15 protein-coding genes are annotated in these 16,366 nt (G+C 50.7%); 8 read left to right on the top strand and 7 right to left on the bottom strand.

What is annotated here, in order from left to right; translation table 11 throughout:
- Nucleotides 1-8: 8 nt before the first annotated feature.
- The 4 genes from nrdR to HMPREF2661_RS06045 all read right to left on the bottom strand — a co-directional run bounded on the left by nrdR (nucleotide 9) and on the right by HMPREF2661_RS06045 (nucleotide 4,933).
- Nucleotides 9-461, bottom strand: coding sequence for a transcriptional regulator NrdR (nrdR, locus tag HMPREF2661_RS06060; RefSeq protein WP_003748978.1), 453 nt, complete (start codon nucleotides 459-461; stop codon nucleotides 9-11).
- 200 nt (nucleotides 462-661) lie between these two features.
- Nucleotides 662-1,504: a class II glutamine amidotransferase gene (locus tag HMPREF2661_RS06055; RefSeq protein ID WP_036492810.1), complete on the bottom strand. Its 843-nt coding sequence runs from the start codon at nucleotides 1,502-1,504 to the stop codon at nucleotides 662-664.
- Nucleotides 1,505-1,639: 135 nt separating this feature from the next.
- Nucleotides 1,640-2,476, bottom strand: coding sequence for a PHP domain-containing protein (locus tag HMPREF2661_RS06050; protein ID WP_070822741.1), 837 nt, complete (start codon nucleotides 2,474-2,476; stop codon nucleotides 1,640-1,642).
- Nucleotides 2,477-2,536: 60 nt separating this feature from the next.
- Nucleotides 2,537-4,933 carry a penicillin-binding protein 1A gene (locus HMPREF2661_RS06045; protein ID WP_070822739.1) on the bottom strand — a complete coding sequence of 799 codons (2,397 nt, stop codon included), beginning with the start codon at nucleotides 4,931-4,933 and terminating at the stop codon, nucleotides 2,537-2,539.
- Between the two features lie 152 nt (nucleotides 4,934-5,085).
- Here HMPREF2661_RS06045 and pilM point away from each other — a divergent pair, with 152 nt between their 5' ends.
- From pilM to aroB, 7 genes are all read left to right on the top strand, one after another.
- Nucleotides 5,086-6,177 carry a type IV pilus assembly protein PilM gene (gene pilM, locus HMPREF2661_RS06040; RefSeq protein ID WP_003748971.1) on the top strand — a complete coding sequence of 364 codons (1,092 nt, stop codon included), beginning with the start codon at nucleotides 5,086-5,088 and terminating at the stop codon, nucleotides 6,175-6,177.
- A gap of 4 nt (nucleotides 6,178-6,181) precedes the next feature.
- Nucleotides 6,182-6,805, top strand: a complete 624-nt coding sequence (locus HMPREF2661_RS06035) for a PilN domain-containing protein (RefSeq protein ID WP_070822737.1) — start codon at nucleotides 6,182-6,184, stop codon at nucleotides 6,803-6,805.
- Nucleotides 6,805-7,476, top strand: a complete 672-nt coding sequence (gene pilO / locus HMPREF2661_RS06030) for a type IV pilus inner membrane component PilO (RefSeq protein ID WP_070822735.1) — start codon at nucleotides 6,805-6,807, stop codon at nucleotides 7,474-7,476. Before HMPREF2661_RS06035 ends, pilO begins: the two co-directional genes overlap by 1 nt.
- Nucleotides 7,477-7,491: 15 nt before the next feature.
- Nucleotides 7,492-8,034, top strand: a complete 543-nt coding sequence (locus HMPREF2661_RS06025; RefSeq protein ID WP_070822733.1) for a pilus assembly protein PilP — start codon at nucleotides 7,492-7,494, stop codon at nucleotides 8,032-8,034.
- Between the two features lie 20 nt (nucleotides 8,035-8,054).
- Nucleotides 8,055-10,187: a type IV pilus secretin PilQ gene (pilQ, locus tag HMPREF2661_RS06020; RefSeq protein ID WP_070822731.1), complete on the top strand. Its 2,133-nt coding sequence runs from the start codon at nucleotides 8,055-8,057 to the stop codon at nucleotides 10,185-10,187.
- A 132-nt stretch (nucleotides 10,188-10,319) separates the two neighbouring features.
- Nucleotides 10,320-10,832 (top strand): shikimate kinase, encoded by a 513-nt coding sequence (locus tag HMPREF2661_RS06015; RefSeq protein ID WP_070822829.1) that lies wholly within the window; start codon nucleotides 10,320-10,322, stop codon nucleotides 10,830-10,832.
- Nucleotides 10,833-10,854: 22 nt separating this feature from the next.
- The gene (gene aroB, locus HMPREF2661_RS06010) at nucleotides 10,855-11,934 is read left to right on the top strand and encodes a 3-dehydroquinate synthase (protein ID WP_070822729.1); all 1,080 of its coding nucleotides are present in this window, start codon (nucleotides 10,855-10,857) and stop codon (nucleotides 11,932-11,934) included.
- Nucleotides 11,935-12,063: 129 nt separating this feature from the next.
- Here the strand turns inward: aroB and HMPREF2661_RS06005 are convergent, their stop codons facing one another.
- From HMPREF2661_RS06005 to HMPREF2661_RS05995, 3 genes are all read right to left on the bottom strand, one after another.
- Nucleotides 12,064-13,377, bottom strand: a complete 1,314-nt coding sequence (locus tag HMPREF2661_RS06005) for an ATP-binding protein (protein WP_070822728.1) — start codon at nucleotides 13,375-13,377, stop codon at nucleotides 12,064-12,066.
- 29 nt (nucleotides 13,378-13,406) lie between these two features.
- On the bottom strand, nucleotides 13,407-14,084 hold the full coding sequence (locus tag HMPREF2661_RS06000) for a response regulator (protein ID WP_070460434.1): 678 nt from the start codon (nucleotides 14,082-14,084) through the stop codon (nucleotides 13,407-13,409).
- A gap of 146 nt (nucleotides 14,085-14,230) precedes the next feature.
- Complete coding sequence (locus HMPREF2661_RS05995) at nucleotides 14,231-14,797, bottom strand: NADPH-dependent FMN reductase (RefSeq protein ID WP_039864340.1); 567 nt, start codon at nucleotides 14,795-14,797, stop codon at nucleotides 14,231-14,233.
- Between the two features lie 136 nt (nucleotides 14,798-14,933).
- On the opposite strand from HMPREF2661_RS05995, the gene HMPREF2661_RS05990 reads away from it, so the two are divergent.
- Nucleotides 14,934-16,361, top strand: a complete 1,428-nt coding sequence (locus HMPREF2661_RS05990) for an MFS transporter (RefSeq protein ID WP_070822826.1) — start codon at nucleotides 14,934-14,936, stop codon at nucleotides 16,359-16,361.
- The last annotated feature ends 5 nt before the right edge of the window (nucleotides 16,362-16,366 follow it).

Below are 16,366 nucleotides of genomic sequence, written 5' to 3'. Positions count from 1 at the left end.
AGACGGCCTTATTTGGCTTTGCATTCGGCGATGACTTGGGTGAATTCGGAAACGTCTTTAAAGCTTTTATAGACGGACGCGAAGCGGACATAGGCAACTTGGTCGATTTTTGCCAGCTCCTCCATCGCCATTTCGCCGACGATGCGCGAAGCGACTTCTTTTTTGCCCAAACGGTAGAGGCGCTGCTCGATCAGGGCAACGGTTTCGTCGATTTGTTCTTGCGTGACAGGGCGTTTGTGCAGCGCGCGCTCAAGGCTGGTCTGCAGTTTGTGCGGATTGAAGGGAACCCGTGTGCCGTTGGATTTGATGACTTGCGGCATCCGCATTTCAACGGTTTCAAAAGTGCTGAAGCGTTGTCCGCATTCCAAGCATTTGCGGCGGCGACGGATGCTGTTGGTGTCTTCCAGCCATCGCGAGTCGGTTACTTGAGTGTTGGGGTGTTGGCAAAACGGGCACTTCATCGGGTTTCCTTGTCATACGCTCGGCAAGGTCGCTAAGCAATTGAATTTATTGTTTGTGAACTATTATTGTAGCGGATTGCGTTATTTTCGTATAGTAAAGGCTTTTGCGTAGAATTTAGGTATAAAAAGGCCGTCTGAAAGGGCAACTTTGGCGAAGTCGGGCTTTTCAGACGGCCTTGTGTTTTTCAGTCAATCAAACGTCAAACCGATACGCCGACGGCACGGGCGATTTCCAAACCTTCTTCCGCGCTCATGTAAACCGGATTGTCGGGGCGGTCGCTGAGGACAATGTCGCCGTCTTGAAACATCACTAATTCATTGACTGCCAATTGCGACCAGGTTTCATCTCGTGTCAGGGGCAGGGTGGCGATGACGGAAACTTTATCGTTCGGGGTGGTCACCTCTGAAAAATCGACCATGACATCATCGTCCAGCAAACGTGCTTTGCCAAACGGGGCTTTGCGCACGATGTAGTGAAGCAAAGTACTGGCATGGGCAAACAGGCAGTCGCCGTTGGACATCACGAAATTAAACAAGCCGTAGCGGCGGATTTCATGGGTTAGGCCGGCAATGGCGTCAAACAAAACTTCAGGTTCGGGCTTGGTGGCAAAGCGGCTGCGCAGGCGGTTGAGAATAAAGCAGAACGCGCGTTCGGAATCGGTTGAGCCGACGGCATGGTAGTACTCGCCCTGCTCGGGGAAAAAATCAATCAAATGGCCGTTGTGGGCAAACAGCCAATATTCGCCCCACATCTCGCGCATGAAGGGATGAGTGTTCGCCAATGAGGTCTGGCCTTGTGAGGCCTTGCGGATATGGGCGATAACGTTTTCAGATTTGATTTGGTAGGCGCGTACCAAGTCGGCAACGGGCGAGTTGGCGCTGGGTTTGTCGTCGTGAAACAAGCGCACGCCTTTGCCTTCGAAAAAGCCGATACCGAAGCCGTCGGCGTGGTGGTCGGTAATGCCGCCGCGACGGCGGAAGCCTTCAAAAGAAAACATGATGTCTGTGGGAGTGTTGCAATTCATGCCGAGCAGTTGGCACATGGTGTTAACCTTTATTTTTGGGGTATTTATAGGGTTATTATGGTGTATCGGGCAGGCAGTTTCAATATGTAGAGTGTGATATGTTTATAACTGTCTCATACTTGGCGGGCCGTCTGAAAAATTGCTGTCAAAAATTCAGACGGCCTTAAAGTGTTTCCAGACCGGCCGGCATTGTTCGGGTAAGTCGGGGCAGGCGCCGAGTATGCCGCCGCTGAAGTCGTTGGGGCGGTGGAAGTCGCTGCCTGCGCTGGCGAGAAAGTCAAAGCGGTCGGCAAGCAGGGCATAGTTGAGGCGGTCGTTTTTGCAGCAGTTGCCGCTGTGCACTTCAATCCCTGCGCCGCCGAGATTTTTGAATTCTTGAAACAGGTTTCGTTTGGCGGTGGCGGATAATTCATAGCGCATCGGGTGGGCGATAATGGCCATGCCGCCCGCGCCTGTAATCGCGGCTACGCAGTCTTCCAGTGTGGCCCATTCATGTCTGACGGAACAGGATTTGCCGTCGCCCAGGTATTTGGTAAACGCCTGCTGTTTGTTTTTGACATGGCCTGCGCGGATGAGGAATTCGGCAATGTGGGTGCGGCTGGCCATTTCTTTGTTGGCGGCCAATGCCAGCGCGCCTTCATACGCGCCTGTTATGCCTTTTTTCTTCAGTTTCGCCGCGATGGCTTCCAATCGTTTCAGACGGCCTTTGCGGACTTCGGCAAGCAGGTTTTGCAGGGTTTCGTTGTGTTCGTCAAAGTCCAAGCCGACAACGTGGATGGTACGGCCGCGCCAAGTGACGGATATTTCTACGCCGTTGATGAAGGGGAGGCCGAGGGTATCGGCTTCGGCACGAGCTTCGGCCAGTCCGCCGGTGTGGTCGTGGTCGGTCAGGGCGAGTAGGGTGCAACCGTTTTGACGGGCGAGTCGGACGACTTCGGTTGGGGAGAGCATGCCGTCTGAAACGGTTGAATGGCAGTGTAAATCAATCATGGTTTTGCTTGGAATTTTCTCAAAAAAGGCCGTCTGAACGTTTCAGACGGCCTTGATTTGTTAGAACAGAGAGTCCAGTTGTTGTTTGTTATTGTTGCCGGTATTGCTTGGCAGAACTGGGGTTTCGTCTAATTCTTCACGGGCTGGCGCATTGCCGCTCTCGGTACGGCGGCGGTTTTCATTCGGAACCGCGCGACGGGCAGGTTGAGCGGGACGCGGTGCAACGCCGCTGTTGTCCAAGGCCAGGTCGGAGCTGGTGGTCATGCGTTCGCGCATGTACACTTCGCCGCCGTTCGAAACCACGCCTTCAGGGGCTTTCATCGGTTTGACGCTGGTGCCTTTCAGGGCGAAGCGCATGTATTCTACCCATACCGGTACGGCGATTGTACCACCGTAACCTGCACGACCCATGCTGCGCGGTTTGTCAAAGCCGATATAGACGGCAGTCACAACGCTAGGGTTGAAGCCGACAAACCATGCGTCTTTGTTGTCGTTGGTGGTACCGGTTTTACCGGCGATGTCGGCGCGGCCGAGTGCGGCTGCACCGCGTGCGGTACCGACACGGACAACGTCCTGCATGATTTTGTACATGATGTAGGCGTTGCGCGGGTCAATGGCCTGAGGCGCGTTCTCACCGGCTACCAAAGGCTGCATTTGCGCTCTCAGACGGCCTTGGCTGTCGTAGATTTTGTCGATGACGTGGGCGGACACTTTGTAACCGCCGTTGGCAAAGACGCTGTAACCTTCTGCAATACGCAACGGCGTGGTTTCGCCTGTACCCAAAGCCATAGACAGGCTGGCAGGGATTTCAGACGGCTTGAAGCCGAAGCGTTGGATGTATTGTTGCGCGTAACCGATACCGATAGACATCAGGATGCGGATGGACACCATGTTTTTCGAAGCGGTCAAAGCCTGGCGCAGCGTGATGTAACCGGAGTAGCGGCCGTCTGAATTTTTCGGGTTCCACGCTTTGCCGTTTGCACCTTTGCCCGGCAGGGAAATCGGCGCATCGTTAATCATGGTGGAAGCAGTCATGCCTTTTGCCAAAGCGGCGGAATAAACGAACGGTTTGAACGTCGAGCCGGGTTGGCGCATGGCTTGAGTTGCGCGGTTGAAGGTTTTGCTGTGGTAGTCGTAGCCGCCGACCAATGCACGGACTGCACCGGTTTTCGCATCTAAAGACACCAATGCGCCTTGCAGCAAAGGCTCTTGAACGACGGTAAAGGTATCGCCGCTGCCTTTAACGCGGATGACGGAGCCGCGGCGGATGCGGTCTTCGCCCATTTTTTCGTTGTTGACGGCACGGGCGGCAAAGCCTAAAGCGTGGCTGTTCAACGTGACTTTACGGCCGCTCGGCAATTGAATCTGTACACCTTTGCGGGAGGCTTCCAATACAACCGCCGGAATCATTTTATCGACGGTGTAAAGTGTAGAAAGGTATTGGCTGACGGTTTCTTCTACGTTGTCGCTTTTGCTCAGGTCAATGTAGTTTTCTGCACCGCGGTAGCTGCTGCCGCGGTCGAAATTGCGCAGGACTTTGCGCAGGGCTTCGGTGGCCACGCGCTGGTGTGCAGTATCGACGGTGGTATATACCTTGAAACCTTGCGTGTAGGCATCTTCGCCGTATTTCTCAAACAGCTCTTGGCGCACCATTTCGGCAACGTACAGGGCACTTTGATCGATGTTTTGTACAAAACGCTCGTAATGCAACTCTTCTTTCAAAGCTTGATCGCGTTGCTGCAGGGTAATCATGCCTTCTTCCAGCATATTGTTCAGAATATAAGCCTGACGCAGTTTGGCACGCTCAGGGTTCACAATCGGATTGTAGGCGGAAGGGGCTTTGGGCAAGCCGGCCAACATGGCGGCTTCGGCCAATGTTAACTCGTTAACATTTTTGTTGAAATAAATTTGGGCTGCAGATGCAAAACCATAAGCGCGTTGACCCAAATAGATTTGGTTGAAGTACAGCTCCAAAATCTTATCTTTGCTCAAAGACTGCTCGATTTTGTAGGCCAACAGGGCTTCGTTGAACTTACGGGTGAACGAACGCTCGCTGCTCAGGTAGAAGTTTTTGGCAACCTGTTGCGTAATCGTACTGGCACCGGATTGAACGCCGCCGGCCATGACGTTGCCGATCGCAGCACGCGCCACGCCCCAAACGTCCACACCCCAGTGGTCGTAGAAGCGTTTGTCTTCGGCGGCAATCACGGCATTTTTCAAAACTTTGGGAAAGTCACCGATTTTGGTAAATTCACGCCGTTGCTCGCCGTAAACGCCAATCACTTGGCCGTCTGAAGAATAAATCGTCAGCGGCATTTTGGGTTTGTAGTGTTGTAAAGTGTCCAAAGACGGCAGCTTCGGATAGGTGACCAAAATTGCAATTGCAAGCAGCCCCACACCGAAAAGAGCCAGTCCCAATAAGAGACCCAGGCAGGTCGTTATAATCTTTTTAATCATGACTAAGTAATAATTTGCCATTAATGGCGATAAATAAAGTAAAATGGGAAACGATTTCTATCAGCCACAGTCAATACTGTGCAAAGAATAAGAAGTCCTTTACGGATAACGAAACAGTTACTCACTCCTAAATGATACAGGGAAGTCAAATCATGCGCTTATTTAAAAGCACGAAAGATACCAAAACAGGCAAGGCTTCTAGCGGGTTGAACAACCGCTCTGCCATCGGCGTCGATATCAGCCAACATGCCATTAAGATGGTACAACTGACAGGCCGTAGTTTAAACCAAATTCAGCTGGAAAAATACGTTATTACCAAATTGCCTAAAAATATTGTCAAAGGCAACAAAATTCAAGACTACGATCAGCTTGCTACTTACATCCAGCATACTTACGCACAATTACGCAGTTCTTGCAAAAATATTGTTGCGGCCGTGCCACAAAACTTGGCGACAGTCGAGCAAATTATTTACAACCCGCGTGATACCGATTTGGACTTGGAAGAGTTTGTCGAAGCGGAAGTCGGCCAATTTGCGCCGATTGAAGAAATGAACTACGACTTTCAAGCTGAAGAAGTCGGTTCGGGCCAGCATGTTTTAGCTGTTGCCGCCAAAAAAGACGATGTCGAGCCGCGCATTGAAATGTTCGAGAATGCGGGCCTGCCTTTGTCGGCTTTGGATTTGGACTTGCTGGCGCAACGCAATGCCTTCGTCTATTGGATGAATACGCATGCCCCCGAGATGGCAGATGAAAAAGTTGCCGTGTTCGGCATTCATGCGACGCAAATGTATGCCCTGATCCTGCAAAACGGCCGTATTCTTTACAAACAAGAAACGCCGGTCAGCACGGAGCAGCTCAATCAGCTGATTCAGCGTACTTATCAGGTAACGGAAGAAAAAGCCGCGCAAATGATGGCTTCTCAAAACAAGCCTTCCGACTACCAATCTCAGATTGCCGACCGTTTTAACGTACAGGTTGCACAAGAAGTTCAGCGTGTTTTGCAATTTTACTATACCACGCAAGCCACTGATTCATTTTCCAATATCAAACACATTCTGCTGACCGGCTTTACCGCTCAGCAGGCAGGTTTGGCGGAAAGCATTTTCTCGCAAACCAATACGGCGACAGAATATCTGCATCCGATTTCATATGTGGAACGCAGTGCAAAAGTAGAATTGCCGCAGCTTCAAATTGATGCACCGTCACTGACCTTGGCGTTCGGATTGGCATTAAGGGGACTTTGAGAACATGATTGAATTAACCAGAATCAACCTTCTCCCGTATCGGGAAGAGATTAAACAGCGCAAGCAGCAGCAATTCAAAGTATTGATGCTTGGCGCTTTTGCCGTGGGTTTGGGCTTGGCGGCCGCAACCTATCTCGGTATTGACAACGCCATCAGCAATCAAGAAGGGCGCAACAACTTCCTGCAAACCGAAATCGACAGACTCGATAGGGAATTGGGTGAAATCGATAAACTTCAGCAAGAAAAAGAAGCCTTCTTGGCTAAAAAGCTGAAAGTGGAAGAATTGCAGGAAAAACGCTATCAAGCGGCCTATATCCTTGATTCTTTGAATACGCTTACGCCCGATAATACTTATTTGACCGCGTTGGAAGCCGAAAGCCCGACCAGCTATAAAATCAGCGGCCATGCCATCAGCGACAATAAAATTGCCGTTATGATGCGCTCCCTGCCGAGTACAGGTATTTTCTTGCAGCCTGAATTGTTGAGCATTAAAAAAGTAGATAATTACCAAGAATTTACTTTGAAATCTTCAATCAACCAGGTGAATACGCCGGCTCCTGCACCGACTGCCCAAAGTAGCGGTGAAGTGGCCGAACCTGTGGCCGAACCTGCTCCGGAGGCTCAATAATGGCATCTAAAAACCTAAAACAATTGGACGTACAAAACCTGTACCTGCTCAATATGCCTTCAAAACTTTTGCTGGCAGGTTTATTGATTGTTGGTATGTTGGCTTTGGGCTATGTCGGTGTCTTTAAAGATCAGATTGAAACCTTGAATACGCAGGAAGCCAAAGAAGATGAGCTGAAGGAAACCTTTACACGTAAAAGCATTCAGGCGGCAAGTTTGAACAATCTGAAGGCCGAATTGGCTTCGATTCGTTCTGCATTCGACGTTTTGTTGAAACAATTGCCGACTGACGCGGAAATTCCGAACCTGATTCAAGAGCTGCATCAGGCAGGTTCGACCAACGGCTTGCGTTTGGACAGCGTTGCACCGCTCCAACCTGAAAATGATGGCCCGATTCAAAAACTGCCGTATCAGATTTCCATCACAGGCAAATACGCTCAGATCAGCCAATTTACTCGTGATGTAGGCGATTTGTCGCGCATTATTACGTTGGATTCTTTGAAGCTCGTAAACGCAGGCGAGGATAAAGAAGGCAAAGGCAATAAAGGCGAGTTGACATTGAGCGCGATTGCGACGACTTACAAAGCCCGTCCTGCCGAAGAGATTGCCGCTGAATTGGCTGCGCAACAGGCGCAGGAAGAAGGCAAATCTGCCGAGAATGAGCAAAAATAAAAGAATAGGGAAATCATGAAAAAAATCATCTTACTCTTAAGTCTTCTTCCCTTGGCAGCCTGCACGCAAAGCTATGAAGATTTGACTCAATGGATGACGCAAACCCGTCAGGAAGCGAAATCCAAGATTATTCCGTTTGAAGAGCCGACTGTTACATTGCCCAAGCCGTATAACCCTCCAAATTTTAAAGGCTTGAATGCGTTTGATTCACGCCGTTTGGATACTGCCCCCAAAGGCGGTAATGCGCCGGATGTAAACCGTCCGAAAGAAACCTTGGAAGCATTCAGTCTGGAAAACATGGCTTTTGTCGGAACGCTTCAAAGCGGCGGCAAGATTTCCGGATTTATCAAAGTCAACGACCATGTTTATACCGTTTATCCCGGAAACTACATCGGTCAGAATTACGGCAGAATCCAAAGTATTACTGAAGATAAAATTATCCTGACCGAGCAAGTTGAAGACAGCTACGGCAACTGGGTGTACCGGAAGGCCGAATTGCCGTTGAGCAGTAAAGAGGCAGATTCTTCCGATAGCTCAGATAGTTCGAATTCAAATTAATTTAGGGGTCTCACTCGATTATGAAAACCAAGCACATGACAAAATTATTTGCCGGCTTCAGCGTTGCCCTCGCTGTTCAGACGGCCTTTGCAGGCAATATTACCGATATCAACGTTTCCACTTTGCCTGACAACCAAAAAATCATCAAAATCCGTTTCGACAAAGACGTCACCACACCTCATGGTTTTGTAACATCTACTCCGGCGCGTATTGCATTGGATTTTGCCAACACCAATATCCGTTTGCCCCAGCCTGTTTTGGAATATGCCGACCCCTTGCTGAATCAAATTACTGCGGCACAAAACAACGACCGCGCACGCGTGGTTTTGGGCTTGAACAAAATCAGCCAATACAATACTGAAATTCGCGGCAACGAAGTTTGGGTATTCGTAAACGAATCTACTGACCAAACCAATGCGGCCGTTGTAAATGAACGTGCGGCTACACCGTCTACCGCGCGCGCTACTCAGGCTTATCAAGCCGTTTCGGCCGCCAATATCGATTTCCGCAAAGGCGCACGCAATTCCGGCATTATTGAATTGTCTGCCCCGGGTTTCAGCGGACAGCCGGACATTAAACAGCAACGCGACCGCGTCGTTGTAACCTTGAAAAACCATACGCTGCCGACACAAGCGCAACGCAGTTTGGATGTGGCCGACTTCAATACGCCTGTACAAAACGTTACGCTCAAACGTATCGGCAATTCTACCCAGCTCATTATCCGTAACAATAATGCGAATTGGGACATCAATACCAAAGCCTCTTCCGGCCGTTTTGTATTTGAAGTATCGCCTAAAGCCGCCAATACCGAATCCGGCGGCTTGAACCAAAATGCAAACAAATCGTTTAAAGGCCGTAAAATTTCCTTGGATTTCCAAGATGTAGAAGTCCGTACCATTTTGCAGATTTTGGCGAAAGAGTCCGGCTTGAATATTGTTGCCAGCGATACCGTCAAAGGCACCATGACCCTGTCCCTGAAAGATGTACCTTGGGATCAGGCATTGGATTTGGTCATGCAGGCGCGTAATTTGGATATGCGCCGTCAAGGCAACATTATCAATATCGCACCTCGCGATGAATTGTTAGCAAAAGACAAAGCCTTCTTGCAGGCTGAAAAAGAGATTGCCGAATTGGGTCCGCTGTATTCTCAAACCTTCCAGTTGAAATACAAAAACGTGGAAGAATTCCGCAAAATTTTGCGTTTGGAAGAATACGACAGCAATAATTCCAATACCCGCAACACTCTGTTGAGCAACCGAGGCAGCGTCTTAATCGATCCGGCCACCAATACGCTGATCGTAACCGACAACCGCGGCGTGATTGAGAAATTCCGCAAACTGATTGATGAATTGGACGTTCCGACCCGTCAAGTGATGGTTGAAGCGCGCATTGTCGAAGCAGAAGATACCTTCTTCCGCAATTTGGGCGTTAAATTCGGTTCCGGTGGTGCGAGCGGCCGTACGGCATGGGGCAGCAACTGGAGCAATGCGCAAGCCAACCATAACACCAATGCTTCGTTTAACCGTGGTGATGTCGGCTATCCCACTTGGTCTTTGGATCCGAACGTCAGCCTGCCGACCGCAGCCGCAGTCAACAGCATTGCGCTGGTGCGTGCGTTCTCGTCCGGCGCATTGGGTTTGGAAATCAGTGCGTCTGAAGAACAAGGTAAGAGTAAAACCATTTCCAATCCGCGCGTGCTGACACAAGATCGTAAAGAAGCCAAAATTGAATCCGGTACGGAAATCCCTTACCAAGAGGCATCTTCCAGCGGTGCGACTTCGATTACCTTCAAGAAAGCCGTTTTGGGCTTGACCGTAACGCCGAACATTACACCTGACGGTCAAATCATCATGAATGTTAAGATTAATCGCGATACCCCGATCGACTGTACCGTGGATTCTCTGACAACCAAGTGTATCAACACCAAACACTTGAATACCCAAGCCATGGTTGAAGATGGCGGTACGCTGATTGTCGGCGGTATTTACGAAGAAGAAAGTACCAATGCAGTGAATAAAGTACCTGTTTTAGGCGATATTCCCGTTGTCGGCAATCTGTTTAAATCACGCGGCAAACGTGAAAACCGCCGTGAGCTGTTGATCTTCATCACGCCGCGCATCATGGATAATGTGGGTAACAATCTGCGTTACTGATTTTTAAAATGACAAACAGGCATATCTGCAAAGGTATGCCTGTTTTGGTTTTCAGACGGCCTGAGATGAAAAGGCCGTCTGAAAAACGACGAACTTTTCCACGAAACCACCATATCGTATAAAATGACCCTCATGGAAAAAATCAACGGTAATTTAATCTTAATCGGGCTGATGGGCGCGGGCAAAACCACTTTGGGCAAACAGCTTGCCCAAATGTTTGAATGCCCGTTTTACGACAGCGACTACGAAATCTGCACTTCTTCGGGCGTATCCATTCCGACCATTTTTGAGATGGAAGGGGAGGAAGGCTTCCGCAACCGCGAAACCAATATGCTGAAAAAGCTCGCTTCCCGGCATAACATCGTTTTATCGACCGGTGGCGGCTCCGTATTACGCAGTGAAAACAGACAGATTTTGCGCCAAAACGGTATGGTTGTTTATCTGCATGCCAGCCCCGAAACCTTGCTGGAGCGTACCCGTTACGACAGCAACCGGCCGCTGTTGCAAGTTGCCGACCCTTTGGCCAAACTGCAAGAGCTGTATGATCAACGCGATACGCTGTACCGTCAAACCGCCCATCTCGTCATCGAATCCGACAGCTGCCACAAAACGCTCAAACGCCTGATACAGGCTTTAGGCGAATAAACACGCTTTGCAAAGGAACACCATGCGCACACTGACTGTCCAAACCCCGTCCCATCAATACCCCATCTTTATCGGGCATAAACTGATTGAGCAGGCCGATGCGCTGCTTCAGCCCTATTTAGGCAAAAAAGCAGCCATCATTACCAACGAAACCGTTGCGCCGCTTTATCTCAAACAGCTTCAGACGGCCTTAGACAGACTGGGCGTGCCGCATTTCAGCATCATCCTTCCCGACGGCGAAGAATATAAAAACTGGCAGACGCTCAACCTGATTTACGATGGCCTGATGCAAAACCGTGCCGAACGCAAAACCACTTTAATCGCTTTGGGAGGCGGCGTGATAGGCGATATGGTCGGCTTTGCCGCGGCGACTTATCAGCGTGGCGCACCTTTTATCCAAGTGCCGACCACATTGCTCAGCCAGGTCGATTCTTCGGTCGGCGGTAAAACCGCCATCAACCATCCGCTCGGTAAAAACATGATTGGCGCGTTCTACCAGCCGCAAGCCGTTTTGGCCGATTTGACCGCCCTGCAAACGCTGCCGCAACGCGAACTTTCCGCAGGCATGGCGGAAGTCATCAAATACGGCGTATTGGGCGATGCCGAATTTTTTGCCTGGTTGGAAGAGAATATGGCCGACCTGATGGCGCAACACCAAGAAAAAATGGCAGAAGCCGTTTACCATTGCTGCAAAATGAAGGCCGATATTGTTGCCCAAGACGAAACCGAGCAGGGCATCCGCGCATGGCTTAATCTCGGCCACACTTTCGGCCATGCCATTGAAGCCGAAATGGGCTACGGCGTATGGCTGCACGGTGAAGCCGTTGCCGCCGGTTGCGTCCTTGCTTCCCGTTTGTCGCAAATTCTGGGCAAAACCCAACAAGCCGATACCGACCGCATTGCCGCTTTAATGGAAGCCGCCTCCCTCCCGTCTGCGCCGCCTGTTTTCTCATTTGAAAAATGGATTGAACACATGAGCCACGACAAAAAAGTCAGCAGCGGCATCATGCGTTTTGTCGGTTTGGAATACTTGGGTAAAGCCAATATCACCGAAATTACCGATATGGAAATCCTCCGTCAAACCTTGCAGCCGTATTTGTGAGGAATGAATGAGGTTTGCTCCAAAATATAAAAAGGCCGTCTGAAAGGTATTTTCAGACGGCCTTTGGTTTTAAAACGTTTTCATTTATCGGATTAAAGCTAGATAAATCAATTTGGGCGGGTCGATTATTTAAAGCGTCTTTTTATCCAACTCGGCAATAATCAGCAAGCCGCTGTCAAAGCGTCGGCTGTCGGCCAGTTTCAGACGGCCTTGATGGCGTTTGACAATGGTGTTTGCGATGGAAAGCCCCAGACCGGTGCCTTGTTGTTCAGTGCCGAGAATGCGGTAGAAGGGGTCGATAACGCGTTGGCGCTCTCTTGGGGGAATGCCGGGGCCGTTGTCTTCTACCCAGATGTTGAGGTATTCGGCGGTTTCGTCAAAGCCCAAATCGATGCGGCCGCCTTTGGGGGTGTAGCGGATGGCATTGTCGGTAAAGGTTTTGATGAGGGTGTAGATTTCAGTGTCGTCGGCGTGGATTTGGCAGTCGTTTTCAACGGCGACGCCGATGTCTTGTCCTTTGGCCAACGCCAGCGGCATGAGTTCCTGCAAGACGCGGCGGAACTGGGTTTGCAGGCTGATCAGGGTTTTGGGGCGTTGGGTTTCGGGTGCTTGGGCGCGTGCGAGGGAAAGGAGTTGCTCGAGCAGGTGGCGGTTGCGCTGTATGCTTTGTTGCAACAGGGCGGACTGCTCGCGCGCTTCGGCGGACAACTGCATATTGTTGAGCCGCTCTGCCTGAAGGGAAAGGGCGGTCATGGGGCTGCGCAATTCGTGTGCGGCATCGGCGATAAAGCGTTGCTGTTGGCGGACGTTTTCGTCGGTACGCTGCAACAGATTGTTGATGGCGACGACAAAGCCTTGGATTTCGCTGGGAATGTTTTGGGTGTCCATCGGCGAGAGGTCGTTGATTTTGCGCTGTTCCAAATCGTTGGACAGGGTTTTGACGGAACGCATGGCGCGATGGGTAATCCAGACGGTGAGCAGGATAATCAGGGGCAGGGCGAGGAGCATGGGGAGGATGCTCTGCACGGCGGCCATTTCGGCCAGCTCTTCGCGGTAGTCACTTTCCTGCATGACGGCAATTCGGCCTTGTTTGGTGTCGCGGGTATAAACGCGGTAGTAATCGTCGTCGTCATCGGCCTGAATGGTGTGCAGGCCGTCTGAAATCTGCTCAGGCAGGCTGACGATGGGGTTGGGCGTATTGGGAAATTGAACGGAAATCTTATTGTCGTTGTCGAGCGAGTGTTTCTCGTCATCGGCATCGCTCGGGTCGAGATAGTTCGCAACTTGGCGCAACAGGTCGTCTTGAACCTCTTGGGTCTCGTGATAGGTATCGTAATATGAAAATATGCCTGCAAGAATGGAGAGGGGCAGGAGCATGCAGATCAGGGCGAGGCTGATTCGGACTTGCAGGGATTGTTTGATGGTGTGGATAAGGCGTTGCATGGTTTGTGTATTGATATTGTTTTGGTTTTTCAGACGGCCTGGTTGTTTTGTGCAACCAGCCAGCCGACCCCGCGGACGTTTTGAATCGCTTCTTTGCCGAGTTTTTTGCGTAAGGCGTGAATCAGGAAGTCAACGGCGTTGCTTTCGACTTCTTCGCCCCAGCCGTAGATTTTGTCTTCCAAATCGCTGCGAGACAGAATCATGCCCGGACGCAGCAACAGGGCTTGGAGGACGGCAAATTCTTTGTTGCTGAGCATGATGGCCTGTTCCTGCCCGACCACTTCCGCCTGATGGGTGGAAGGGTTGAGCGTGATGATGCCGTTGCTCAGCAGCGTTTGCGCCTGTCCGCCGTGTCGGCGCAATACGGCGCGCATACGGGCTTGCAGTTCCGCCATGTCGAAGGGTTTGACGATGTAGTCGTCTGCGCCGCCGTCTAGGCCGTTGAGGCGGCTGTGCAAATCGTCGCGCGCGGTCACGATTAAGACGGGAACGGTACAGCCGCCGTTGCGGATTTGCGCCAATACGTCCAAACCGTCTTTGCCGGGCAAACCCAAATCCAAGAGTAGCAAATCGTATGCCTGCGCCGCCACTGCTGCGGCAACTTCCGAACCGCGGCTGACCCAATCGACAGCGTAGCCGGTGTCTTTCAGGTTGGCACTGACGGCTTGGGCAATCATGGCATCGTCTTCAACCAATAATACGCGCATGGAAGTTCTCCGGAGGATGGGTGGACAGTGATTATAGCCGCACTCAATTAGTAAAAATTTAGGAAGGGTTGAAAAACTGATTTTTTGCAAAAGATGAGGCCGTCTGAAATTTCGTTTTTCAGACGGCCTGTATGCTTCAATCCCGATTATTTAGGGTTTTTCTCAATCAAGGCAACCAATTGGTCGATATAGCCTTGAACAAAGCCGCGCGCGGATTCGATGAGCTGGCCGTTGTCGTCAAACAGGGTAGGCGAGTTGCCGAGGAACACTTCCGGCTGGCCGGTCAGCGGCATATCGAAATACGAAAGGGCAAGGCGCAGATTTTTTTGCGCACTATAACCGCCCATTTTACCGACAGAATGGCTGATGATGCCGGCCGGTGTTTTTTTCCAGGCAACATCGGCATTGGGTTTGGAGCCGATGTCGATGGCGTTTTTCAGGCAGGCAGGGACGGTACGGTTGTTCTCAGAAGTCACGAACAATACGCCGGCAGAGGCTTTGATGGTTTCACGGAACTCGGTATAGCTGGACGGAGTGGGGAAGTCGGTAACGGCAGGATCGTCGTAGTCGAAGTTGTATAAAGGTAAATGGCCGATTTCGACGATTTGTGCTTCGTAGCCTTCGGGGAACATGGAAACGACGTTTTGTGCGACTTTTCGTGCGAACGAGCCTTTACGCAGGCTGCCGACCAAGATGCTGACTTTCTTTGACATGTTTTTCTCCTGTTTAATAATAAAAATGAAAACAATTCTAAATTTTAGTGTTATCTGGGGAAGCGGTCAAGGTTTCAGACGGCCTGTCAAAATGGTTTATGCTAAAATAACGGTTTCGCTGATATTTCAAATTATTATGCACGCTTCTGATTCGCAAGAGGACGCAACGGCACACGAATACTATGCCGACAATCCCGACTTTCCAGCTAAAACCATTGTCGCCACCTTATTCATCGGCGCATTTTTCGGCTATCTCAACGACACGCTGCTGAATGTCGCGCTTACGCCGATTATGAAAGATTTTGGTGTCGATAAGACCACGGTTCAATGGCTGACAACGGGCTTTTTGCTGGTCATGGGGGCATTTACGCCGATTACGGCCGGCGTGATTCAATGGTTTGAAACGCGCAAAATGGTGCTGTTTACGCAGGCAACGTTTTTAGCAGGATCGCTGATTTGCGCGTTTGCACCGACTTTCGGAATTTTGGTTGTGGGGCGTATGGTGCAGGCGGTGTCTGCCGCGTTTTTTGTCCCGCTTCTGTTTAACGGCGTGTTGTCGATTTTCCCGCCCAACAAACGAGGAACGGCGATGGGCGTCATTACCATGATGTTTACCGCCGCGCCTGCAATGGGGCCGACGCTGTCGGGCATCATCATCGACCATACGCATTGGCGTGTGCTGTTCGGCTTTACCGCGCCGTTTATGTTGGCGGCGATGGTGCTGGTGGGCAAATATTTGACGGTCAATTTGAGTAATATCAGCCGTCCGAAAATTGATATGTTGTCAGCTGTGCTGTCGATTGCGGGCTTCGGCGGGTTGGTTTATGCGAGCAGTAATTTTGCCCATATACCGCTGCTGGAATTTATCCTGCTCTTTGCCGCTTCCGTTGTACTGGTGGGTTGGTTTGCGCACCGGCAGTTCCGTTTGGCTACGCCGTTGTTGAACCTTCGTGCGTTTGAATACAAACAGTTCAGATATTGCGTTGTGATTTTGGCCGGTGCGGTATTCCTGTTTTTGGGCTTGGAGCTGATGGTACCGATGTACACGCAGCAAGTGTTGATGCTGACCGGTACGGCAACCGGTCTGATTCTGATGCCTGCCAGCATTGCCCAAGCGGTTGCCGCGCCTTTGTTCGGCAAATTGTTGGACAAAAAGGGTGGACGTTTTGTCGTCTTGCCAGCAACAGTGATGCTGGTGGTGTCGCTGGCAGTATTGTGGCTGTTTTTGCGGATTGATACGCAAGTGGTGATGTTGACGGCGATGTTTACGCTGTTGGCGCTTTCCGTGTCTGCTTGTGTAACCGGCGAAACTCATGGTCTGAACGCGTTGCCGAAAACGCTCAATCCGCACGGTGCGGCGATTCTGACCACCATCAACCCGATTGCCGGTGCCATCGGCGCGGCGTTTTTTGTCGGTGCAACCAATATCGGCGAGAAACTTTCCAGTGCAGATATGCCGCAACAGGCAATGTTGGATGGTATCCATTTGGCGATGGGTTGCGCTTTGGTTGTCGGTGTCGTGGTCGTCATGTTTGCTTTGCGTTTGAAAGCGCATCAGAAATAAATAAC

This window comes from Neisseria sp. HMSC061B04 (assembly GCF_001836705.1).
Lineage (GTDB): Bacteria > Pseudomonadota > Gammaproteobacteria > Burkholderiales > Neisseriaceae > Neisseria.
Note: the sequence above shows the minus strand (reverse complement) of the source record. Positions and strands in the feature narration are given on the sequence as shown.

What these genes read in the sequence shown, in the direction of transcription:
- nrdR (WP_003748978.1), bottom strand. Translation starts at nt 461, where the DNA reads ATGAAGTGCCCGTTTTGCCAACACCCCAACACTCAAGTAACCGACTCG.
- HMPREF2661_RS06055 (WP_036492810.1), bottom strand. Translation starts at nt 1,504, where the DNA reads ATGTGCCAACTGCTCGGCATGAATTGCAACACTCCCACAGACATCATG.
- HMPREF2661_RS06050 (WP_070822741.1), bottom strand. Translation starts at nt 2,476, where the DNA reads ATGATTGATTTACACTGCCATTCAACCGTTTCAGACGGCATGCTCTCC.
- HMPREF2661_RS06045 (WP_070822739.1), bottom strand. Translation starts at nt 4,933, where the DNA reads ATGATTAAAAAGATTATAACGACCTGCCTGGGTCTCTTATTGGGACTG.
- pilM (WP_003748971.1), top strand. Translation starts at nt 5,086, where the DNA reads ATGCGCTTATTTAAAAGCACGAAAGATACCAAAACAGGCAAGGCTTCT.
- HMPREF2661_RS06035 (WP_070822737.1), top strand. Translation starts at nt 6,182, where the DNA reads ATGATTGAATTAACCAGAATCAACCTTCTCCCGTATCGGGAAGAGATT.
- pilO (WP_070822735.1), top strand. Translation starts at nt 6,805, where the DNA reads ATGGCATCTAAAAACCTAAAACAATTGGACGTACAAAACCTGTACCTG.
- HMPREF2661_RS06025 (WP_070822733.1), top strand. Translation starts at nt 7,492, where the DNA reads ATGAAAAAAATCATCTTACTCTTAAGTCTTCTTCCCTTGGCAGCCTGC.
- pilQ (WP_070822731.1), top strand. Translation starts at nt 8,055, where the DNA reads ATGAAAACCAAGCACATGACAAAATTATTTGCCGGCTTCAGCGTTGCC.
- HMPREF2661_RS06015 (WP_070822829.1), top strand. Translation starts at nt 10,320, where the DNA reads ATGGAAAAAATCAACGGTAATTTAATCTTAATCGGGCTGATGGGCGCG.
- aroB (WP_070822729.1), top strand. Translation starts at nt 10,855, where the DNA reads ATGCGCACACTGACTGTCCAAACCCCGTCCCATCAATACCCCATCTTT.
- HMPREF2661_RS06005 (WP_070822728.1), bottom strand. Translation starts at nt 13,377, where the DNA reads ATGCAACGCCTTATCCACACCATCAAACAATCCCTGCAAGTCCGAATC.
- HMPREF2661_RS06000 (WP_070460434.1), bottom strand. Translation starts at nt 14,084, where the DNA reads ATGCGCGTATTATTGGTTGAAGACGATGCCATGATTGCCCAAGCCGTC.
- HMPREF2661_RS05995 (WP_039864340.1), bottom strand. Translation starts at nt 14,797, where the DNA reads ATGTCAAAGAAAGTCAGCATCTTGGTCGGCAGCCTGCGTAAAGGCTCG.
- HMPREF2661_RS05990 (WP_070822826.1), top strand. Translation starts at nt 14,934, where the DNA reads ATGCACGCTTCTGATTCGCAAGAGGACGCAACGGCACACGAATACTAT.